Origin of the sequence: Bradyrhizobium cytisi (assembly GCF_008123515.1) — a bacterium.
In the GTDB taxonomy this organism is placed as follows: Bacteria; Pseudomonadota; Alphaproteobacteria; order Rhizobiales; family Xanthobacteraceae; genus Bradyrhizobium; species Bradyrhizobium cytisi.
In genome coordinates this window covers 19,679-40,149 of record NZ_VSSR01000017.1, presented here as the reverse complement: position 1 = coordinate 40,149, position 20,471 = coordinate 19,679, and the positions used below count along the sequence as shown (strand labels likewise).

The 20,471-nt window shown below is 63.1% G+C and carries 19 protein-coding genes; 2 read left to right on the top strand and 17 right to left on the bottom strand.

The annotated features are described in order from the left end of the window. Positions 1 to 9 precede the first annotated feature (9 nt). The 8 genes from FXB38_RS10765 to FXB38_RS10730 all read right to left on the bottom strand — a co-directional run bounded on the left by FXB38_RS10765 (position 10) and on the right by FXB38_RS10730 (position 7,539). Positions 10 to 711: a pirin family protein gene (locus tag FXB38_RS10765; protein WP_148750836.1), complete on the bottom strand. Its 702-nt coding sequence runs from the start codon at positions 709 to 711 to the stop codon at positions 10 to 12. A gap of 208 nt (positions 712 to 919) precedes the next feature. Beyond that, positions 920 to 1,822 carry a LysR substrate-binding domain-containing protein gene (locus FXB38_RS10760; protein WP_210250898.1) on the bottom strand — a complete coding sequence of 301 codons (903 nt, stop codon included), beginning with the start codon at positions 1,820 to 1,822 and terminating at the stop codon, positions 920 to 922. 39 nt (positions 1,823 to 1,861) lie between these two features. Continuing rightward, a complete protein-coding gene (locus FXB38_RS10755; protein WP_148750835.1) occupies positions 1,862 to 2,650 on the bottom strand; it encodes an enoyl-CoA hydratase/isomerase family protein in 789 nt (262 codons plus the stop codon). 50 nt (positions 2,651 to 2,700) lie between these two features. After that, positions 2,701 to 4,038, bottom strand: a complete 1,338-nt coding sequence (locus FXB38_RS10750; RefSeq protein WP_148750834.1) for an MFS transporter — start codon at positions 4,036 to 4,038, stop codon at positions 2,701 to 2,703. A gap of 32 nt (positions 4,039 to 4,070) precedes the next feature. Next, complete coding sequence (locus FXB38_RS10745; protein WP_148750833.1) at positions 4,071 to 4,970, bottom strand: alpha/beta fold hydrolase; 900 nt, start codon at positions 4,968 to 4,970, stop codon at positions 4,071 to 4,073. A gap of 3 nt (positions 4,971 to 4,973) precedes the next feature. Then, entirely contained in the window at positions 4,974 to 6,074 is a 1,101-nt protein-coding gene (locus FXB38_RS10740; protein ID WP_148750832.1) for a flavin reductase, read from the bottom strand. Positions 6,075 to 6,108: 34 nt separating this feature from the next. Then, positions 6,109 to 7,137 (bottom strand): LLM class flavin-dependent oxidoreductase, encoded by a 1,029-nt coding sequence (locus FXB38_RS10735; protein WP_148750831.1) that lies wholly within the window; start codon positions 7,135 to 7,137, stop codon positions 6,109 to 6,111. A gap of 45 nt (positions 7,138 to 7,182) precedes the next feature. Beyond that, positions 7,183 to 7,539 carry a VOC family protein gene (locus tag FXB38_RS10730; RefSeq protein WP_148750830.1) on the bottom strand — a complete coding sequence of 119 codons (357 nt, stop codon included), beginning with the start codon at positions 7,537 to 7,539 and terminating at the stop codon, positions 7,183 to 7,185. 114 nt (positions 7,540 to 7,653) lie between these two features. Here FXB38_RS10730 and FXB38_RS10725 point away from each other — a divergent pair, with 114 nt between their 5' ends. Next, positions 7,654 to 8,436, top strand: a complete 783-nt coding sequence (locus FXB38_RS10725) for an IclR family transcriptional regulator (protein WP_148750829.1) — start codon at positions 7,654 to 7,656, stop codon at positions 8,434 to 8,436. A 21-nt stretch (positions 8,437 to 8,457) separates the two neighbouring features. Here the strand turns inward: FXB38_RS10725 and FXB38_RS10720 are convergent, their stop codons facing one another. The 7 genes from FXB38_RS10720 to FXB38_RS10690 are packed head-to-tail and all read right to left on the bottom strand — an operon-like array spanning position 8,458 to position 16,578. Beyond that, positions 8,458 to 10,002 carry an acetolactate synthase large subunit gene (locus FXB38_RS10720; protein WP_148750828.1) on the bottom strand — a complete coding sequence of 515 codons (1,545 nt, stop codon included), beginning with the start codon at positions 10,000 to 10,002 and terminating at the stop codon, positions 8,458 to 8,460. A gap of 58 nt (positions 10,003 to 10,060) precedes the next feature. Further along, a complete protein-coding gene (locus tag FXB38_RS10715) occupies positions 10,061 to 11,278 on the bottom strand; it encodes an acyl-CoA dehydrogenase family protein (RefSeq protein ID WP_148750827.1) in 1,218 nt (405 codons plus the stop codon). Between the two features lie 30 nt (positions 11,279 to 11,308). Next, on the bottom strand, positions 11,309 to 11,737 hold the full coding sequence (locus FXB38_RS10710; protein WP_148750826.1) for a phasin family protein: 429 nt from the start codon (positions 11,735 to 11,737) through the stop codon (positions 11,309 to 11,311). Positions 11,738 to 11,760: 23 nt separating this feature from the next. Further along, positions 11,761 to 12,711 (bottom strand): poly(3-hydroxyalkanoate) depolymerase, encoded by a 951-nt coding sequence (gene phaZ, locus FXB38_RS10705; RefSeq protein ID WP_210250896.1) that lies wholly within the window; start codon positions 12,709 to 12,711, stop codon positions 11,761 to 11,763. After that, positions 12,704 to 14,407, bottom strand: coding sequence for an alpha/beta fold hydrolase (locus FXB38_RS10700; RefSeq protein WP_148750824.1), 1,704 nt, complete (start codon positions 14,405 to 14,407; stop codon positions 12,704 to 12,706). The genes phaZ and FXB38_RS10700 overlap by 8 nt, the downstream gene beginning before the upstream one ends. Further along, on the bottom strand, positions 14,404 to 14,883 hold the full coding sequence (locus tag FXB38_RS10695; RefSeq protein ID WP_148750823.1) for a MaoC family dehydratase: 480 nt from the start codon (positions 14,881 to 14,883) through the stop codon (positions 14,404 to 14,406). Before FXB38_RS10695 ends, FXB38_RS10700 begins: the two co-directional genes overlap by 4 nt. 42 nt (positions 14,884 to 14,925) lie before the next feature. Then, on the bottom strand, positions 14,926 to 16,578 hold the full coding sequence (locus tag FXB38_RS10690) for a fatty acid--CoA ligase (RefSeq protein WP_148750822.1): 1,653 nt from the start codon (positions 16,576 to 16,578) through the stop codon (positions 14,926 to 14,928). 387 nt (positions 16,579 to 16,965) lie between these two features. Between FXB38_RS10690 and FXB38_RS10685 the strand changes: the two genes are divergently transcribed. Further along, the gene (locus FXB38_RS10685; protein WP_148750821.1) at positions 16,966 to 18,051 is read left to right on the top strand and encodes an AraC family transcriptional regulator; all 1,086 of its coding nucleotides are present in this window, start codon (positions 16,966 to 16,968) and stop codon (positions 18,049 to 18,051) included. Between the two features lie 22 nt (positions 18,052 to 18,073). Here the strand turns inward: FXB38_RS10685 and FXB38_RS10680 are convergent, their stop codons facing one another. Continuing rightward, a complete protein-coding gene (locus FXB38_RS10680) occupies positions 18,074 to 19,141 on the bottom strand; it encodes an adenylate/guanylate cyclase domain-containing protein (protein ID WP_148750820.1) in 1,068 nt (355 codons plus the stop codon). A 149-nt stretch (positions 19,142 to 19,290) separates the two neighbouring features. Next, on the bottom strand, positions 19,291 to 20,442 hold the full coding sequence (locus FXB38_RS10675; protein WP_148750819.1) for an OpgC domain-containing protein: 1,152 nt from the start codon (positions 20,440 to 20,442) through the stop codon (positions 19,291 to 19,293). Between the last annotated feature and the right edge of the window lie 29 nt (positions 20,443 to 20,471).

Genomic DNA, 20,471 nt, shown 5'->3' with positions numbered 1-20,471 from the left:
GGTGTGAGATCAGGCGGCGTCGACGAGGATGAACTCCGCGTTCTCGATGGCCGTGATGATGAGTTTGGGTTCGTCGATTGCGGCGATGCCGTCGCCGACAGCAACTCGTTGCCCGTTGACGAGGATCGCGCCCTGGGCAGGGGCGAGATAGGTGTGCCGCAAATGCGCCGACGGCGTATGTGTCAGAGTGGTCCGCGCAAGCAGCGTGGCACCGAGGACGCGGGCGTCGGCGCGGATCATGAGCGCCTCGGCGTTCTCCGGATTCCCGCTCGCGAGCTCGATGAGATGTCCGGCGCGATCTGCCTTCGGGAATTTGCGGGTATCCCACCGCGGCGTCCCGCCGCGCTGACGCGGCAGCAGCCAGATCTGGAAGAGCTTCAGCGGGTCGTCGTCGCGGTTGTGCTCGGAGTGGCTGATGCCGGATCCAGCGCTCATCACCTGGACGTCACCGGCCACGGTGCGGCCGAGATTTCCGGCGCTGTCTTCGTGCGTGACGGCGCCCTGGCGGACATAGGTCACGATTTCCATGTCCGCGTGCGAGTGGCGTCCGAAGCCGGAGCCGGGCGCAATCTCGTCGTCGTTCCAGACCACGAGCGCGCCAAGGGGGCCATTCGCGGGATTGCCCTCAGCCGACACGATGAAATGGTGGCGTGCTTTCAGCCAGCCGCGATCTCCGTGATCGAGCGTTTCCTTGGAGCGAAGCTGCAACATGACCATTCCTCGGCATCGGACCCGTGTCCGTTTCGGGAATGGTTATGTGGCCAAACCGGTCGGCCGATTAGTCAGCAGATTCCGGACGCCTCGTTCTACCTGGTGAACGATCGCCGGCGGATGGGACCGGAAGCCGCGACTACGCCGAAGGCCGCACCCGTCTCCGCTGAGAGACAAACCACAGCAGCGCACGGCGGTTGAACGCCGGCTATGACGCCGCTGACGATCTCAGGGCCGCGGCAGCGAAGTCGATCACCGCCCGGACGCCAGGCAGCATGCCGCGCCGCGAGGCGAAGACGAGATGCAGGATGCCCTCGGTGCCGCCCCATTCCGGCAGCACACGGACGAGCGCACCACTCACGAGTGCGTCCTGACAATATCTGGCCGGCAACAACGTAATTCCGGCGCCCTGGCACGCCGCCGCCATCAGGATATCGAAGCTGCCGCTGGCAAGGCGTGGCTCGACCGACAGGCTGCTGGTCTCACCATTTTTCGCCGTCAGAAGCCAGGTACCGCCGCTCTGCTCGTCCTGGTCCAAAATCGGAAAATTGCCGAGATCCGCCGGCGATTTCGGAGCACCCGTCTTTGCCAGCAGGTTGGGGCTTGCGACAAGGATGCGCCGGCTGACCCCGATGCGCTTCACTTGCAGATCTGCGTCGGTGTCGAGGCGCTCGCGAACGCGGATCGCGACATCGATACCTTCGTGGATCAAGTCGACTCGGCGATTGGTCGCGATGCATTGAACACGCAATTGAGGATGAGCGGCAAGGAAGCTGGGCAAGGGACCGGCAATCGCCCCCTGAAGCCCGAGCGGACAGGTCAGCCGAACGAGCCCGCGGGGCTCGGCTTGCATACGAAGCGCGACCTCCTCGACCGCGTCAGCTTCGATCACCGCGGCTTGCGCGTGCTGGTAGACTTGCTGACCAACCTGGGTCACACCAAGTCCGCGCGTCGTCCGATCGAGCAGCCGCACGCCGAGCCGCTCCTCCAGGAGAGCGATGCGGCGACTGACGCGCGATTTGGGTACGCCAAGCACGCGGGAGGCCGCCGAGAATCCCCGATTGACGACAACGGCGACAAAGAACTGGAGATCGTTAAGATCGCGCACCATTTGCCGCCGTTTCTCTCCTGCGTCTTCCGAGGCGTTCCATCATCGGCCGGTGAAGACGATTCTCGGCGGCTCGATCCCCTTCTTGATGGCCTCGGCCCGTGCCGTGCGGCCGCGTCTTGCATCCTCGGAGCTGTGGAGCGCCATGGTGATATCCAGGATCATTGCGTCGGCGGACGGCACGCCCCCGCCCGACCAGGCCTTCAGCAGGGTTCGTATGGCCGCATACGAGCGCGTCGGACCGCTCGACAGATCCTGCGCGAATTTGAGCGCAGCCGCTTCGACGTCATCCGCGGGCATCACCTGGATCGCAATTCCCAGTTCGCCGGCGGTGGCGCCCGACATCGGCTCACAAAGCATCGCGTATCGGGCCGCGCGCGAACGGCCGATCCGCTCCGCGAGTCGCTGCACCGCGCCGGCGACGGGCGCAGATCCCACCGAAGCCTCGATACAGCGAAACACCGCATCTTCGGCCGCAACGATGAAGTCGCAGGCGAGCGCGAGCTCGAAGGCGCCGCCAAACGCAGCGCCGCGGACGGCTGCGACCGTCGGGATCGGCAAGGCCTCGATGGCGCGGAACGACTGATTACATTCGGCAATGAAGGTCCGGAATTGACTGGCATTCTTCTCCAGGAAGTCGAGCACGTCGCCGCCCTGGCTGAAATTGGGTCCTTCCGCCCTCACCAGCAACGCCCTGATGTAGCTCTCGCCGGCTTCGTGAACGGCCTGCTTGAGCGCGTCCGAAAAGTCCGATGCAATGAGATTTTTCGGCGGATTGGCGAGTACGATATGACCGACCGCGTCTTTCTGTTCGAACCTGATCACTTGCATTTCCGACCTCCCTTCAACATGTTGATATTGTGATTCCAGAAACGGCCGCCTCATCGCGCGCGCTCGGGAACAAGCGATGGCACGTCACGGCCGGGTCGCATCTGCCAATAGACGGCGAGAAGACATAGCCCGCCGGCTATCGCCAGCGCACCGCCGACAGTTGATAGCGCGGAGCCGAGAGCGCTCTGGGCTCCCTCAAATAGTCGATCGGCGATCACCGCAACGAGCGTCGGCGCGACCGCCGTTCCCGTGATGCCGACCCACGCGAAATGAACGGCCGTGATTTTCCCGATGACCGCGCCCGGCGACAGATGCACGATCGTCGAGGTGCCGATGGTGAACAAGCTCGCAGCCAGGAGATTAAAAGCTGCCAGCAAAAACCAGGTCGCCGAAATGGATCCGGCCGCAGGCGCCAAGACGGCAGGCACGAAGATCAACGCGCAAATCGCAATTCCGAGCGCCGGGACACCCGACAGGCCGTACCGTCGGTAGACCAGGTCGACGAGAAAGCCCGCACTGAGTTGGCTCGTGGTGCTGAGCAGCAACACGATCAGACCGTAAGTCAGGCCGATCTCGCCTGCCGGGATTTTCCACACCCGCCCGAGAAACGCGGGAATCCAGGACGAATAAGCCACCGACAGCATGATCGTCGCAGCGTTTGCCAGAAAGAGCAACGCAAAGACCAGCCATCGACCACGGATCGCCTCGAGCACTTCCTTGAAAGCCACAGATTTGCTTGGGCCGGCTGATCGTCTTGCGGGCTCCGGGAACGTGAAAACGAGCAGGGCAACGGGCAGCGCAAACACGCCACAGGCGATCATGACGAGCTGCCACGAGCGAATTGATATCCCGAGCACGGGCACGACATAGGCCCCGTTCTCGCCGACCAGGTGAAGAATGGCGCCTCCGGCAAGAAGGGCGATCCCGCCGCCGATGCTCGCGCCCATCGCCCAGATCGCGACGGCGCGCCCGCGGAAGCGCGTATCAAATGCATCTTTCACAAGCGACATGCTCGCCGGTCCACATGTTGCCTCGCCCGCGCCAACCCCGCAGCGGCCCAGGAACAGACCGGCATAGGTCGTGGCGGAGCCGCACAGGATCGTCGACACTCCCCAGGCCGCGATCCCGATACCAAGGATGCGTCTGCGGGAGAACCGATCGACAAGCACGCCGACAAGCCAGCCCCCGATGGCGTAGGTGATGATGAAGGCAGCTCCAATCAGAAGGCTCATCATCGTGTCCGATATCCCGAGATCACGCTTGATGGGTTGAACCAGGAGCGGTAGCGCCGCACGATCGATGAATGCGACCGCATTCACCAGGCAAAGGACGCCGACCATCCACCAATGAGTTGGAGTAGGCCGCTCTGCTTCCTGTTCGATCTTCATCCTTGGTTTCCTCGCGTGTCGGCTTTCGTGTTCTATTTCGCTGCCGAGACTTCGCTCCGCGTCTCGGCTGCGATTTGCCGGACGATGGCGTTGAACTTCACTGGCGCTTCGAGCTTGAGCATGTGGCCGCAAGCCTCGAACGGATGCGACGTCGCGGCAGGCGCCGCGGCGAGCAGCCGCGCCGCGTGATCCCGATGTGGCGCGACCTGATCGAGCGTGCCGGAGAGGATGGCAATCGGGCACCGCACGGCCGAGACGGTGTCCGGCGTGTAAATGGTGAACAGCGACCGTATCGCCTGTCGCCAGCCGTCGGTCGTCATGGCGTCGCGGAGGCGCTCGACATGCTGCCTGACCAGCGATGGCGTGTCCGGTGTCAGCAACTTGTCCGCGATGGCTGCGCGTGAAACCGGAATGTCGATATCCGCCGTGCCAAGCCAGGCATTGAGCTCGGCTGCACGGGCATCGCCGAGGAGATGGCCTCTGGCGACATTCGGGGCGGAAAGAACGAGACCGTCGACCATTGCTGGATATCGCCGTGCGAAGGCCAGCGCCACGACGCTCCCCCAGGAGCTGCCGACCAGAACGGCAAGCCGCCGCACCCGAAGTGCGCGCAGCAATCCTTCCAAGGCCTCCGCATAATCGTCAATGCCTGGGTCCTGCCCCGGGATGGGCGTGCTGCCGCCGAAGCCCGGCGCATTCCAGGCAAGCACGTGAAAATCCCGCGACAACCCGGCAAGCTGGGCACGATATCCGGCCGAGCTGGATCCGAGTCCGTGAAGCATCAGCACCGTGGGATTGCGCGCGCTCCCACTGGCGCGATAATTGATGTGCCCCCGTTCTCCGGAATAGACCGGTGACGCAACGGTCACCTGGACAAGTTCAGGCAGCTCCTGCGTGAGGAGCTCGGTGTCGAGGGCGGACAAAGCGGCCATCGATCAGGCTCCCGCCGCCGGTTGCAGCCGCTTGGCCGGTTCAGACGCATTGTCGGAGCGGTAGCCGAGGCGGCGAGACAGATCTTCTGCGCTCTGCCGGAGGGTGCGGGCGAACACACCGTCGAGATCCGCGCGAAACCGGCTCGCCTCGCCGACCGCGGTCAGAGCCAGCACCGCCTGGCCGCTTGCATCGAGCACCGGCGCACTGAGGGCATTGATCAGCGTTTCGCTGCGGTAGAAGGTTTCGAGTCCCTGCCTTGCGAGTCCCAGTCGCCGGATGTCTTCGAGGCGTTCCTCCCAATCGCCCTCCTCGGCCGTCGTGGCCTCTCCTGGCCAGCCCGTCTGCGCAATGGCCTCAGGCGGAAGATGTGCGGCAAATGCCAGACCGGTTGCCGTCGAGGTCACGGGCAGTATCAGTCCGACGGGAAGCGCGTCGCTGACGGGAGCGGACGCCGGTTCCCAATGGGTGATGGTTGGGCCGTGTGTACCCCAGACCGCGAGCGCCATCGTCTCGTCGAACTGGTTGGCGAGGCGCTCGATCGCGCGCGTGCCGAGCCGCATGGCGGCCAGTTGCGCCTGCTTGCGATCGGGCAACAATGCGCCATCAGCCATATCGTGGGGGTCAGCCAGCAGATATTGACCGTTGCCGAAGACGAGCGGCTTGCGTTCGGCGCGATCGATCGCAAACACCTCGCCGACATAGATGGTGTGGTCGCCGCCCGGCACCCGCGACACGACCCGGCACTGGAGCCTGGCGCCGCAATCGCGGAGCAGCGGCACGGCGCCGGAGCCGATATCGACATCGATGCCGACGAACTTCTCATGCGATGACTTCGCAAAGCGCTTTGACAGCTCGATCTGGTCCTCGGCCAAGATGTTCACGGCAAAGCGTTCGGCCTTGAAGAAGGCCGGGTGGCTGTGACTTTTGACCGACTGGCTCCAGAGCACCAGCGGAGGATCAAGCGACACCGAGCTGAAGGAGTTGGCGGTGACGCCATGGAATCTGCCTTCGTCATCGGTCGTGGTCACCACGGTCACGCCGGTGACAAAGGTTCCGAGCACGCGCCGCAGATCGCGGCTGTCGAACAGAGGAGCATCAGCCATCTTCCACCTCCTTGCGTTCACCCGTTTTGTGCACTCATGCGGCGACCGCTTCGGCCGCCTTCACCACAGGCATCACCTGCTCGGCGAAGCGGCGGATCGAGGCCGCCGCCTCCGTGTGCGGCATGGTTCCGAACATGAAGCTGCCGATCACGTAGTTCAGCCCGCCGAGCGCGACCTGGCCGGACAGGATTTGCGCGACCGTCCGGGCAGAACCGGCGATCGCATGGCCGGATTCGACGAGCTGGTCGAACGAGGGTGGCAGCTTCGCGTTGACCGGCTGGGTCCCGTGCTTGCGCCAGAGCTTGATGAAATTTTCGTAGAACGCCGGCCAGGCCTTTCGGCCGAGCTCGTGGGCTTCGCGGTCGGTCTCGCCGACGATGATGTAGCGATTGACGCCGATGAGGGGAGAGGCTTTGCCCTCTAGACCGGCGGCAGCCATCTCCTCGCGATAGCGATCGGAAATGGCGCGCACGCGGGACACCTGTCCGCCGCAGACCACATTCATGCCGTTGCGCGCCGGCCAGACCACGGAGTCGGGCGAACCGACCGCGTACCACATCGGCGGATGCGGACGCTGGAGCGGCTTCATTTCCACCGCGTAGTCGTTCAAGTTCCAGAACTCGCCTGTCGTCGTGACCGCATCCTGCGCGAAGCAGCGCTGGATCGCTTCGAAGGCCTCCGCGTACATCTTCGCCGCCTTCGCGGAGTCGATCCCGAGTGCGTCGAGCTCGTGCGGCGAGGCGCCGCGACCTATCCCGAACTCAAACCGGCCGCCACTCAAATGATCGAGCATGCAGATCTCTTCATAGAGACGCGCGGGATTGTAGGTCGGCAATAGATAGACCAGCGGACATAGCCGCAATCTCCTGGTCCGCTGGGACAGAGCCGCCATCCACACGCTGGGCGACGGTGTGGTGCTCAGCGGCGTGCCGTGGTGCTCGCTCATGTGGAAGCAGTGGAAGCCGAGCCGGTCATAGAGCTCGGCGAGCGCAAGCCGGTTCTCGTACTGCTCTGTCAGCGGAACACCGGAGCGGTCGTTCTGATCGAAGACGCCGAACTTCATGATGAATATCCTTTCGCAGGTGGCACGGTTGTTTCGCGGCCGTAGCTAGGTGCTTTGCCGGACGTGGATCTGGAACAGATTGTTCTCGGGGTCGGCGAACGTCGCGACGCTGCCGTGCGAACCCATGTCGCGGCTCGACAGGTGCAACCCTCCGAGCCGCTCGATCCGCTGCGCCAACTGAGCGACGTCGGTCGCGCCGAACACGACCACACTTCCGCGCGCGCCCGTCGCCGCTTCGGCTGGTGAGCTCAGCGCGAACCCGAGCTGTCCGACCTTGAACTGGCACCAGTTGTCGCGATCCCGAAAAGCCAGCGGAAGCTCCAGCGCCTCTGCGTAGAAGGCCTGCATGAGATCCATGTCATTGGCGACCGTGTAGACGCTGCGGATGGCCCCAAGGGGCATTTTCGTGTCCTCCGTGCATATTCAATATAGTTGAACATATGCTTTATTGTTGTATAGTGCTCGCAGCTTTCGTTTGTGTCAATCTCGATTCGCTGAACCGGTCGAAGGAAGCAGATGCAGGAGAAGAAGCCGCGCCGCGGCATTCAGTCGGTGGAAATTGCCTTTCGGATTCTGAGCGTTATGCAGACGAGCCAGCAGGCGATGGCTCTCAAGGACATCGCGCCGCTGGCGGGCCTGACGACGAGCGCCACGAATAACTATCTCGTGAGCCTCGTCAGGATCGGGCTCGCCGCTGCGGACGAGAAACCGGGCCACTATCGCCTCGGGCCTGCGGCGCTCTCGCTCGGCGTCAGCGCAATTCAGCAGATCGACGGCTTCGAGATCGTCCGCCGCGAGGTCACCAATCTGCGCGACATCACGAGCCGAAGCGCGGCCGTCACGACGTGGACCGACGACGGCCCGCTCAGCCTGTTCAAGCAGGACGGCGATCAGCGCGGCGCGTTCGAGTTTCGGACCGGACTGATCCCGATGCTGGGGTCTGCGGCAGGGAAGATCTATGCCGCCCGACTGGCACCAAACCTGACGGCGCATCTGATCGAGCAGGAGTGGGGCGCCGTCTTCGGCGACAGGCCCGACGCCGGCAAGTTCAGGGACGATGCGGCGCGCGAGCTCAAGCGAAAAGGCTACACGACGATCGTTCGATCCGACCTCACCGGCTATGTCTCCATTGCGGCGCCGATCGCGGACTGGAACGGCGATGTCCGCTTCACGCTCAGCCTCGCCGGCACCCGGGCCTCGATGAAGGTGGAGCCGTCAAGCGATCAGGTGAAAGCCCTGCTCGCCAGCGCCGCCAGCGCGACGCGGGCGCTCGGCGGCAAGATCGAAAGCCGCAATTAGGCGATTGCGCATTCCGTACGGCTACAGGACGACCTCGATGACACGGGGACCGCGATTGTTCATGGCACCGCCGAACTGGCTCTCGAATTCCCCAACCGACGTCGCGCGGCTCGCCTCCACGCCCATGCCGGACGCGAGCTTGACCCAATCGAGCTCGGGATTGTGCAGATCCAGCATCGAAAAAGCCTTCGGCCCCGGATCTCCGGCGCCGACCCGCGCAAGCTCGATGTTGAGGATCGCGTAGGACCGGTTGGCAAAGATCACCGTGGTGACGTCGAGCGATTCCCGCGCTTGCGTCCACAGCGCCTGCAGCGTGTACATCGCCCCGCCGTCGCCATGAAGACAGACAATCTTCCGGTCCGGACAGGCCACCGCAGCGCCGGTGGCGACCGGAATGCCCTGCCCGATCGCGCCGCCGGTCAAGGCAAGATGATCGTGCGGCGCGATCGTTGCCGCAAATCGATGCACACCCCCGCCTGCCGTCGCCCCCTCGTCGGAGATGATGGCGCCGTCAGGCAGCAAATGGGCGATGACCTGTCCGGCCGTCTGCGGATTGAGCGGTCCGGCCGGAATGTCGGGCCGGCTCAGTGGACCGACATGCAGCGCCTGCCTGGTCGCCTTCACCGCATCGGCAAGAGCCTCTAGCGCTGCCGGACCATCCTCGTGAGCGTGCGCAAGATAGGTGATCTTGCAGTCCTCGGGCGTGCACCAGGACGGCTTGTTCGGATAGGCAAAGAAGCTCACCGGCGGGCTCGCGCCGACCAGGATCAGTTGCTCCGTTCCCTTCATGAACTCGACGATCTGCTCGGCGAAATACGGGATGCGCTCGACCGCCACGCGCCCGGCGCCGCGCTGGCAGCGTGGCGCGAAGGTGTCGCACACGATCCGCGCGCCGGTCGCCGCCGCGATGCGGCCTGCCGCGCTCAGTCCACGCTCCTTCAGCGCGGCCCCCCGGATCAGCAGCATGGTCTTGCGGCCCGATTTGAGCGCCGCAGCTGCCTGATCGATTGCCGTACTGGAAACCGCGGCCGGCATCGGTTTCGGGAGAGCGGGTGCCGGTCGATCGGCTTCTAGCCACGCCGTGTCAGCGGGCAGGATCAGCGTCGCAATCTGACCGGGCCATTGCAACGCAGCCTGCACAGCGCGCGCGCCGTCCGCAGCGACGGTCTTGGCACTCGCCGACGAATGCACCCAGGCAGAGACCGGTCGCGCGAAACCATGAACGTCGGATGCGAGCGGTGCGTCGTACTGCGCATGATAGGTGGCGTGGTCACCCACGACATTGACGATCGGCGTCGCTGCGCGACGCGCGTTGTGCAGATTGGCAAGACCATTGGCGAGTCCCGGTCCGAGGTGGAGCAGGGTCGCGGCCGGCTTCTCCGCCATGCGACCATAGCCATCGGCCATGCCGGTTACCGCGCCTTCGAACAGGCCGAGCACGGCCCGCATGCCCTCGACCCTGTCGAGCGCAGCGACGAAGTGCATTTCCGAAGTGCCAGGATTGCCGAAACAGACCTCGACGCCCGATCCGACCAGCGTTCGCAAGAGACTTTCCGCGCCATTCATGCCGCTTCCCCGTCTTGTTGATCGCCCCTGCTATGATGCCCACTCGATGTCCGTCTGGTCAGACGAAGGCGCTCAGCCCGGTGATCGCCTTGCCGACGATCAGCGTGTTCATCTCCCTGGTGCCTTCATAGGAATAGATCGCCTCGGCATCGGCCACGAACCGCCCGATATGGTTCTCGAGCAGGATGCCGTTGCCGCCGAGCAGCTCGCGTGCATAGCCGACCGTCTCGCGGCACTTGACGGTGCAGAATGCCTTTGCCAGCGACGCATGCTCGTCGCGCATCACGCCTTCGTCCTGAAGCTGGGCGAGGCGCAGCATCATCGCCTGGGTCGATGTGACGTTGCCGAGCATGCGCACCAGGAGATCCTGCACGAGCTGGAAGCCGCCGATCGGCCGTCCGAACTGGATCCGCTCCGTCGCGTAGCGCAGCGCGTGCTCGTAGGCGCCCATCTGGCAGCCGACGGCGAACCATGCCACCCCGGTGCGGGTCATCCGCAGCACCTTGGCGGTGTCCTTGAAGGAGTTCGCATTCTGGAGACAGTCTGCCTCGGAAATGCGGCAGTCCTTCAGGGTGATCAGCCCGTTCTGCACGACGCGAAGCGCCATCTTCGTCCTGATCTTCTCGACCGAGAAGCCCGGATTGTCTTTGCCGACGACAAAGCCCTTGACCTGGTTCGTCCCCTCCTCGCGCGCCCAGATCACGTTGATGTCGGCGAAGGTGGCGTTGCCGATCCATTTCTTCTGGCCGTTGAGGATCCAGACGTCGCCGTCGCGTCGGCAGGTCGTCAACATGCCGCCCGATGTGGCGGAGCCTATCAAAGGTTCAGTCAGGCCGAACGAGCCGATCCTCTCGAAGCGCATCATCGACGGCAACCAGCGCTGCTTCTGCTCCTCGTCTCCGCACAGATAGATCGAGCCTGCCGACAGGCCGGTGTGTACGCCCCAGAACGTCGCGACTGAGGCATCGACCCGGGCCAGCTCCATCGCGACGAGGCCATTCAACAACCAGCTCCCGCCCACCGCGCCGTAGCCCTGATAGCCGACGCCGCCGATGCCGATCTCGGCCATCTTCGGAACGATCGCGAATGGGAATTCGTCCCGCCCCCAATACTCCTCGATCACGGGCGCAACGACGCCTTCCGTGAACGTGCGAACGCGCCCGAGCAACGCGCGCTCGCTTGCGCTCATCACGTTCGCAATCCCATAGAAGTCGCCGTCGATCGGCGGTGGCACATAGTCCGGCCGTCCCGTTCGTGTCACCTGCGGGTTCGCCATGGTCTCCTCCCTGGTACGCGGATGGTTGCGTCAGGCCGACTTGTTCGGGCGAACGCTGGCGCGGATCTCCACCAGGCTCTCCTTGACGCGGTCCTGGATGATCTTCACCGCGTCCGTCGTCGATTGCCGCGCGGTCGATGCGCTCTCCCGCGCGCCCTCGACCGCGATCTCGAACACTTTTCGCGCGAATTCGGTCTGCAACGCGACGTTCTCGTGCATCTGGCCGAGCGGCTTGTATTGGCGCGCGAGCGTTTCGGCTTCTCTGAGGCCGGCCACTAGCACCTCGCGTTGCTTCTGCGCCACCGACTGCGCGCCCTGCGCGGCCACCTTCGCGCTTTCGCCGAGAGCGTCGATATTCTTCTTCTGTGCCTGGAGCAACTCGTCCACGTTCAGCTTCGGCAGGCCGAGATCGCTGCCGAACTTTCTCAGCATGTCGATGTATGAGGTCGCGTCCGTCATGATATCCTCCCTTGTGGTTATGCTCAGGACTGGCGGCGTCCGCCCTCGGGCGCCGGAACGAGATTCTTGACGTAACTGACCGTCCGCGACAGCAGGGATGACGGCCCGGCCTGCTTGCTCTCATCGGCCAGGAACGCCTCGATCAGAGCTGCGGTTTCCGCAGGCCGCGTCATTAGGAACAGGTGCCCATCATCGATCATGCGGAGCTCGGCGTTCGGGATCAGGCCTGCGAGGATGTGACCATTGATCGGAAGCACGAGAGGATCGTCGCTGCCCATCAGCACGAGCGTCGGCTGCGGCAGCGACCACAGCCAGGGCAGGCTGGTCCAGCCGGCCATGGCGAGGAGCTGATAGAGATAGCCCAGGCTTCGCGTACCGTGCATTGCGGTCGCATGCCGGCCGATCAATGACGGGTCGTCGCGAAACGCGCCGCCGTAGATGTCCGCCGCAATCCTGTTCATGTAGTCCTTGTCGGTGTAGCGGCGGGGCGTCGCCATCTTCCACAACACCGAGGGGCTTGCCGGCACCATGGTGAAACCGGGCGCCGTCGCGGCGAGCACCAGCCGCCGGCACAGTGTTGGGTATTGATGGGCAAATTGCTGCGCGATTCCCCCGCCCCACGACACGCCGGCGACGTCGACCTCCGCATAGCCCAGCTCCGCGACGAGCCCCGCCGCAAGGCGCGCCAGTGTCGATGGGCGATATGGCAACAGCGGCCTTGGCGAACCGCCGACGCCCGGCACGTCGAAGATGACAGTGGTCGTGCTCGTAAGCGCTTCGAGAAACGGCCTCGCCAACTCCCAGTTGGCGCCGATCCCGTTGAACAGCAGCAGCGGCGGTCCATGGCCGCTTCCGTGCCTGACCGCGACCTGAAGCAGTTGAGCGTCGATCGTAATCTGCCGGACCTCGATCGCCCCCGGCGTCGCGACGACAACCGAGTCGGCCTTTTTCCCGCTGGTGAGATTGTCATTCAAAGACGTAGGTCCCCGGGGCGACGCCAAGGGTTGGGTGACGCACACTGCCTGGCGAAGCAGGCGCCGCCACCTCCTCGCCCGAGCGGGCATGCAACCAATCGCGCCAGTCGAGCCACCAGCTTCCTTTCCGTTTCTCGGCCGAAGCCTGGAACGCCTCCGGGGCACCGGTGCCGACCGGCCCGATCATGAAGGACGCCTTTGGATTGGTGGGCGGATTGAGCAGGCTTTGCAAATGTCCGCTGCTCGAAAGCACGAAGGTGGTGCCCTCGCCCATGATCTGAGCGGTCTTGTATACACCCTTCCACGGCGTGATGTGGTCGGTGACGCCGGCGACGACATAGCTGTCCGCCTTCACCTTGCTCATATCCACGGTCTTGTCGTTGAGCGTGAGCTTGCCGGCATTCACGAACGGGTTGGTGAAATACAGGTCGAGATAGTCGCCATGCAGTGCCGCCGGCAGCCGCGTCGTATCGGCGTTCCAGTAGAGAATATCGAAGGCCGGCGGCTGGTTGCCGAGCAGATAATTATTCACCCAATAGTTCCAGATCAGATCGTTGGGCCGCATCCAGGCGAACATCCGCGCCAGGTCGTGACCATCGACGATGCCACGCAGCCGTGACATCTCCTTGGCTGCGCGCATGGTTTCCGGCGTCATCAAGCAGCCAAAGGCGCCCTCCTCGGCCGCGTTAGGGTCGAGCAGGCAAACCGCCAGCACCAGGTTCTTGATCTTCTTCTCGGCCGCGCTGCCGAGCGTCGCGAAATAGGCCGTCGACGTGATGCCGCCGGAGCAGGACCCCATCATGGTGATGTCCTCGCTGCCGGATATCTCGCGCGCCGCATCAACGGCCTCGTCGAGCGCTGCGACATAGGTATCCAGGCCCCAGTCGCGATGCGCCTCCGTCGGGTTGCGCCAACTGACAGCAAATGTCTGGATCCCGCTCTCGAGCAGGAAGCGGATCATGCTCTTGTCCGGAGAGAGATCGAGCGCGTAGTACTTGTTGATTTGCGGCGGCGTCACCAGCAACGGCCGCTTCCAGACGGTTGCCGTCATCGGCGTGTACTGGATCAGCTCGAGCAATTCGTTGCGCAGCACGACCGCACCCGGCGTGACCGCAAGATTCTCGCCGACCTTGAACGCGCTCGTGTCGACCATCGACGGCATGCCGCGGTTACGGGTCAGATCGTCGAAGTAATTCTTCAATCCACGCCACATGCTCTGTCCGCCGCTGTCGACGAACTTGCGGACCGCCGCGGGATTGGTGACCATCGCGTTGGTCGGCGCGACGGCATCGATCAGGATCTCGGTGACCAGGTGCGCGCGCGCCTTGTCGATATCGCTGAGGCTGGTCTTGTCGACAAGGCCATTGAAGGCCTCGCCCCACGCCAGATAGGCCTTGAGCAGGCCGCTGTGCAACGAGCTCTCCTTCCAAGTCGGGTCCGAGAACCGCTTGTCGCCGGCCTTCGGCGCGCGCTCGGACTTCCCGGCAACGATGGAGCCGAGCTCGCCGACGAAGGCGAGCCACTGTTCCGTTGCGACCTTCGGCTCGTTGATGACCGCCTTGAACAGGATGCCGGCGCTGTCGAGCAGATCCTGGCCCTGGATGGCCACGAGCGGATTGAGCGCCAGCGTATTCCTGGATGCTTCCTCGGATATTTCTACGCGCGACGATGTCGGGCCGGGGCTTACCGTGCTCATGACCGGCTCGCTTCCGTTGCGGGAATCAGCAGTGCCAACGTCTCGGCAATCAGCGCAGGCTTTTCCGTCCCCTCCACTTCCAACGTATTCCGGGTCTTCATGACCACCTGCCCACGTTCCTTCGGCTCGATGGCGGCAAGAACGACACGCAGCCTGACCCGCGCGCCCGCTGGCACCGGCGCGAGGAAGCGCACCTTGTCGATGCCGTAGTTCAGGCCGGCTGCCGCGTCGACGGGGATGACGCCGACCTGCATCGACAGCGGCGCCACCATCGCCAGCGCCAGATAGCCGTGTGCGACCGGACTGCGGAACGGACTTTCACGGCACGCCCGTTCGACATCGACGTGAATCCACTGATGGTCGCCGGTGCAGGAGGCGAACGCGTCGATACGCGCCTGGTCGATCACGGCCCATTCCGACACGCCAAGCTCCTGTCCAATTCGTTCGCTCAGGCCGGCAAGGGTGAGGTTGCTCACATTTTCCTCCTCTGATGCTTTTCGCCGACCGGGATCGAACGGCTACATGTCGCCGTAGCGCTTGCGCAGCTCCTTCTTGTTGATCTTGCCGACGCTGGTCTTGGGGATGCTGTCGATGAAGAGTATCTTCCCGGGGATTCCGTATCGTGAGATGACGCCCTTGTCGGCGAACGCCTTGAGATGATCTTTCACGATCGTATCGGTGACATCATTCGTCTCCGCCGGTTTCTTGACGACGAGGGCAAGCGGACGCTCGCCCCAGCGGTCGTCCTTGACGCCGATGACGGCCGCCTCTTCCACGCCCGGACATTGCGTGATCAGGTCTTCGATCTGCAACGAGGACACCCACTCGCCGCCGGTCTTGATGACGTCCTTGAGGCGATCGGTGATATGCACGTAGCCGCCCGGGCTCACCACCGCGATGTCGTTCGTGTGCAGATAGCCGCCGGCCCAGAGCTCCTCCGAGCCCTCGGGATTGTTGTAGTAGCCCTGCGTCAGCCAAGGTGAGCGCAGCACGATCTCTCCGGACGACTTGCCGTCATGGGGGACATCGTTCATGTCCTCGTCGACGATACGCAGGTCGACCAGCGGCGCCGCCATGCCCGCCTTGGTCCGGAACTCCACCTCCTGATCGTGATCGCCGCTCAGGTCGCGCGACATGACGTGCGCCACCGCGGCGATCGGGCCGGTTTCGGACATGCCGTAGCCGGCAAAGATGTCAATGCCTGCGGCAAGCGCCTGCTTCGCCAGCGCTTTCGGCAACGCCGAGCCGCCGATCACCATCTTCAGGCCCGTGAGGTCTGTCTTGGTGGCTGCCGCGGCGTTCAGCAGCATTTGCAGGATCGTCGGGACGCCGTGGGTGAACGTGACGCCCTCGCTCTTGATCAGCTTGACGAGCATCGCCGGGTCGTAGCGCCCGGGATAGACCTGCTTGACGCCGGCAAGTGTCGCAGCCCAGGGAAAGCCCCAGGCGTGCACATGGAACATGGGCGTGATCGGCATATAGACGTCGTCGCGCGAGAACCGGCCCTGTTGGCTCGCGATCCCGAAGAATGCCAGCTCGCCTAGCGAATGCAGCACCAGCTGCCGGTGACTGTAATAGACCCCCTTGGGCAGGCCAGTCGTTCCGGTGGTGTAGAAGGTCGTCGCCTGCGTATCTTCGTCAAAATCCGGAAAATCATAGGTGGGCGACGCATCGGCGAGCAGGCTCTCGTACTCGCCGGCAAACGGCAGGCTTCCAGTCTCGGGACGAGGACGATCCGACATCACGACAAGTGTCTTGACCTTCGTGAGCTGCGGCTTGATGCCTTCCAGCAAGCCGACGAACTCATCGTTGACGAGCAGTGTGGATGCGCCGGCGTGATCGATCGTATAGGCGACCTGATCGGGCGAGAGCCGGACGTTGACCGTTTGCAGCACCGCACCCATCATGGGGATCGCGAAGAAGGCCTCAAGAAACCTGTTACTGTCCCAGTCGAGGACGCCGACCGTGTCGCCGGGCTCGACACCGAGCCTCTTCAGCGCGGAAGCAAGGCGGGCGATGCGCTCTCCGAGCTGGCGATAGGTGAAACGCGTTCGATCGCGATAAACGATCTCCTGCTCAGGCGATTGCAGCAGCGGGGTATGCCACAACTGCTTGAGGATCAGGGGATATCGATAGGCGGATTTGGCGGTCTGGATCAGCCTTCCCACCATGGCGGCCTCCCTCGAAACGTTGTCTCTCCCCCGGCTCCTCGCGACGTCCGCAATTATGACCTGCGGATCGCCTCGGCCGGTCGTCTCTCACACGATGATTTCATCACCTGACGTGGACACCGACCGTCGCGTGACGCCTGGTGTTTGTGAAGGTCCGAAACGGACATCAACGGGGTCCAGAACGGACAGGTTACGACCACTCCGGCATTCGTTCTTGAATAAAGCTGCTCATTTCGCGATTTGCGGCGACGCGGCATCCGCCTGACGCATCGCAAATCCCGCTCTTGCTTCTGACGATCCAAAGAGCTGTTATCCTTGCGAGACCACGGGCGGATGGTGAGCGGGAGTGCGCTCATCTCGGATGCTCCGGCGCAAAGGCGGACCTGATTGCAAAAAGTTCGGCAGCATCATCCTTCCCCGTCCTCACGACCGCCCCCGGAAGGCGCGCAGGGATCGCCGATCGTCGGCTTAAGCGAGCGCGTCTACGAAACGACCAAGCTTGCCGCACTGTTCGACATGCTGTCGAACCAGGGGCACCCGGCCAGCGAGATATTGAAGGATGTCAATCTGCCGGCGAAGGAGGTGTATTCCTCGAAGGCCCGGATCTCGCTCAAGCAATTGCTGACCGCCTACAAGAATGCCGTCCGGCTCTCGCAAGATCCTCATCTTGCCTATCGGATCGGAGCAACCATCCATATCTCCACCTACGGAATGTACGGCTTCGCCATCCTGTGCTGTCCCGACTTTCGCCGGACGATGCAGTTCGCGACGCGGTACCACATGCTCGCGGCCCCCTTGGCCGCAATCAGCTTCAGCGAGGAGAACGGATCCGCCATCTGGTCCATCGAACCCAATCTGCACGCCACGACTGATCTCGCGCTGTATCGCTTCATCACCGAGATGCAGATCGGAATACATATCTCTCTGATGCGCGACGTCATGGGTCCCGCGTTCGCTCCCGACGAGGTCTGCCTCGCCTACCCCGGCGCTGACGCCAGCTTTCCGAAAGACGAGTTACGGTGCAACGTGAGCTTCGCGAACCCCGCGAACAAGATCGTCTTCCGTTCCACCTGGCTGGAACAGCAGGCGCGCCTCGGCAACAAGACCACCTATCCAGCGATCGTCGCGCTTTGCGACGATCTGCTCGACGATTTGACGTTGCGAATCGGCATCGCCGGAAAGATTCGCGACCTTCTGCTGGCGGATATTACCAACCCACCAACCTCCTCGGCGGCGGCCAAACTTCTCGGCATGAACGACCGCTCCCTGCGCCGCAAACTACGCCAGCAGGGTCTTTCCTATCGCGGTCTGCTGGACGAGCTACGCACCCAGATTGCGCTGAAGTATCTGCGCACGACCCGGCTCTCGAACGACGACATTGCCCTGGCGCTCGGATTCAGCGATGCCGCCAATTTCCGTCGCGCGTTCCATCGATGGACAAACAAGGCACCAAGCGACATCAGGGCAGAATAGGACGCGTGTTCGCCGGTCCATTTTATCCAACTTGATCCGCCGGCCGGCCGCAGACCAGCCGGTCGACCGGTTGCAGGGCAGGCCTTGGCTCTCTTCTCATGCTGAAGAGGCGGATCGGCTCCTTGCAGCCGCGCAAGACGTGGACACCTTCGTCGACAAAGGCTTTCGCAAGGTCCAGGCTCCCCTCCGCCCGCAGCGCCTCCACGAATTCGCCGGTCACCAGCACCGGGGCATCGAGAATTCGGCAATAGGTTTCAACGCGGCTCGCGATATTCACGGTGTCCCCCACCAAGGTCAGCTCGAGCCGTTTCTCGCTGCCGACATCTCCTTGCACGACCTCACCATAGTGAATTCCGACGGCGATGCGGACGGCACTCTCGTTGCAGTGGATGCGCTGCCGGTTCCGGCATTCGATCGCGTTGACGATTTCCACAGCGCACAGGGCCGCGTTCGTGGCATCTCGCCGGCTCATCAAGGGCGGGCCAAAAAATGCCATCAGTCCATCGCCCAGATATTTGTCGACCGATCCATGATTGGAGAAAACCGCCTCGCTCAGGAGGCGAAGCAGATCGCGCAGCATGCTGATGACAACATCTGGAGGCTTTCCGGACGAATACGCGGTAAAGCCTACCATATCGGCAAACATGACGGTGGCGGGTTGACGGCGTGCGAAGGAGAACGGCGTTTGAATGTCGACAAGCTGATCGACAATTTTCGGCGAGAAGAAGCGGGCGAGGTTTGCCCGCTCCCGCTCAACTGCCTTGACGCGCAGGTTTGCCGAAACGTTCCGGAGCACCAGGATGGTGGCAATCAGGATTGAAATCAGGCTCACCGCAAACCGCAACGGGGCGGCTCCGTCGGCCTCAAATCCGTGCATGAGCACATAGCTGAGAACTGTAAGAAGCCCACAGGTGACGCCCGTGATCACGATGCCGCGGCGACGAAGATCATAAGCGGCAATCAAGACAACGGTCACGTAGAGCGACGCCACTGCAAAGTGCAGGGACGTCAGCGTGTCAACCAGGAAAATGCCGATCGCGAGCGCGGCCGCTACGGGAAGGGAACGGAGCCCGATAAGATAGCGCAGCATCGAACCATCGCCATTCGTTCGTCGGATCTGCTGCCTATGCTGGGGCCAGAACCCGGCACTACAGCAAATCCGCGCGTCGCCGATCCGACGAACCCTGGAAAGGCCGCCGGCCGAACCTGGTATTTCCCAACGCTGCCCCTCGGCACTTCTCAACCTGCCATTGCGACGACCGGTTTGGCCTTCGGCGCTTTGTCAGCGTTCTTCGACCAGGACCGGTAGTACGCCAGCACGGTCATCATCAGGATGCCGACAATGCTGACCACGATCTGCATCCAGATCGCACCGGAAATCTCGACCAGCACGACGTGCGCAGCAAAGGACAGGAATATCCCGGAGCAAAAGACTTCGAGCGACTGCTGACCGCATTTGATTGCGGGCCGAAAGATCGCCCATTCGAGCCCCGGCCAATCGCGTGGCAGCAGACGAACGACGAAGAACGCGAACACAACGAAATGCAGCAAGCGATAAGGCGCGAGGTTGCTCTTGTCGTTTGGATTGAAGGCGCCGTAGACCTCCGGCGGAATCAATGACCGCAGTTCGTCAAATCGGGCCGCCATCGTCATCACCAGAGCGAACAGAAGATAGCCGATGCCGAGCACCAACGCGGTACGCGACCGGATGAACGGCATCGCCTGCGCCGCTCCGCCGAGCGCAAACCAGGCCCCGAACGTGAACAAAAATTGCCATGCGAATGGATTGAAGTACCAGAGGCCAGTTGGATAGGCCGAGAGGTTCCAACCGAAGTGCCTGGCCGCCAAATACAGCACCCCCGAAGCGGCCAGGGTCATGTTGGGCCTGCGTAGCATCAGCCAGAGTATCGGCGGGAAGACGCCCATCAGCACGATGTAAAGCGGCAGCACATCCATGTTCACCGGCTTGAAGCGCAGGATCAGCCCCTCGAACAGGAACTGCGCAGGATTGTCGAGGAAACCTCGTATGTTGAAGTCATCAGTGAAACCGGAGTTACCAGACCTCTGTGCGACATATCCGATTTCAGCGAGATAGAGCACGAAAAGGAAAACGTGGGCGACGTAGATCTGCCAGACCCGCTTCACAAGCCTGGTTGCGCCGATGATGAACCCGCGTTCGAGCATCATCCGCGCGAAGACGAAGGCGACAGTGTAGCCGGAAATGAAGATGAAGAGATCCGCAGCATCGCTGAAGCCGTAGTTTCGCGTTGTCACCCAGTTCACGATGTTGTTGGGGATATGGTCGAGGAAGATTCCCCAATTTGCCACACCTCGAAACAGGTCCAGCCGGAGATCTCGGCCTTTCGTCGGGAGCGTCGCAAGAATCTTCATCGTCAATGCACCGAAGCTCTAACACGCGG

Coding starts and splice junctions, on each gene's coding strand:
- FXB38_RS10710 (WP_148750826.1), bottom strand. CDS start 11,737: ATGACGGACGCGACCTCATACATCGACATGCTGAGAAAGTTCGGCAGC.
- FXB38_RS10715 (WP_148750827.1), bottom strand. CDS start 11,278: ATGGCGAACCCGCAGGTGACACGAACGGGACGGCCGGACTATGTGCCA.
- FXB38_RS10765 (WP_148750836.1), bottom strand. CDS start 711: ATGTTGCAGCTTCGCTCCAAGGAAACGCTCGATCACGGAGATCGCGGC.
- FXB38_RS10735 (WP_148750831.1), bottom strand. CDS start 7,137: ATGAAGTTCGGCGTCTTCGATCAGAACGACCGCTCCGGTGTTCCGCTG.
- FXB38_RS10740 (WP_148750832.1), bottom strand. CDS start 6,074: ATGGCTGATGCTCCTCTGTTCGACAGCCGCGATCTGCGGCGCGTGCTC.
- FXB38_RS10750 (WP_148750834.1), bottom strand. CDS start 4,038: ATGAAGATCGAACAGGAAGCAGAGCGGCCTACTCCAACTCATTGGTGG.
- FXB38_RS10720 (WP_148750828.1), bottom strand. CDS start 10,002: ATGAATGGCGCGGAAAGTCTCTTGCGAACGCTGGTCGGATCGGGCGTC.
- FXB38_RS10725 (WP_148750829.1), top strand. CDS start 7,654: ATGCAGGAGAAGAAGCCGCGCCGCGGCATTCAGTCGGTGGAAATTGCC.
- FXB38_RS10680 (WP_148750820.1), bottom strand. CDS start 19,141: ATGCTGCGCTATCTTATCGGGCTCCGTTCCCTTCCCGTAGCGGCCGCG.
- FXB38_RS10700 (WP_148750824.1), bottom strand. CDS start 14,407: ATGAGCACGGTAAGCCCCGGCCCGACATCGTCGCGCGTAGAAATATCC.
- FXB38_RS10755 (WP_148750835.1), bottom strand. CDS start 2,650: ATGCAAGTGATCAGGTTCGAACAGAAAGACGCGGTCGGTCATATCGTA.
- FXB38_RS10675 (WP_148750819.1), bottom strand. CDS start 20,442: ATGAAGATTCTTGCGACGCTCCCGACGAAAGGCCGAGATCTCCGGCTG.
- FXB38_RS10760 (WP_210250898.1), bottom strand. CDS start 1,822: ATGGTGCGCGATCTTAACGATCTCCAGTTCTTTGTCGCCGTTGTCGTC.
- FXB38_RS10745 (WP_148750833.1), bottom strand. CDS start 4,970: ATGGCCGCTTTGTCCGCCCTCGACACCGAGCTCCTCACGCAGGAGCTG.
- FXB38_RS10690 (WP_148750822.1), bottom strand. CDS start 16,578: ATGGTGGGAAGGCTGATCCAGACCGCCAAATCCGCCTATCGATATCCC.
- FXB38_RS10730 (WP_148750830.1), bottom strand. CDS start 7,539: ATGCCCCTTGGGGCCATCCGCAGCGTCTACACGGTCGCCAATGACATG.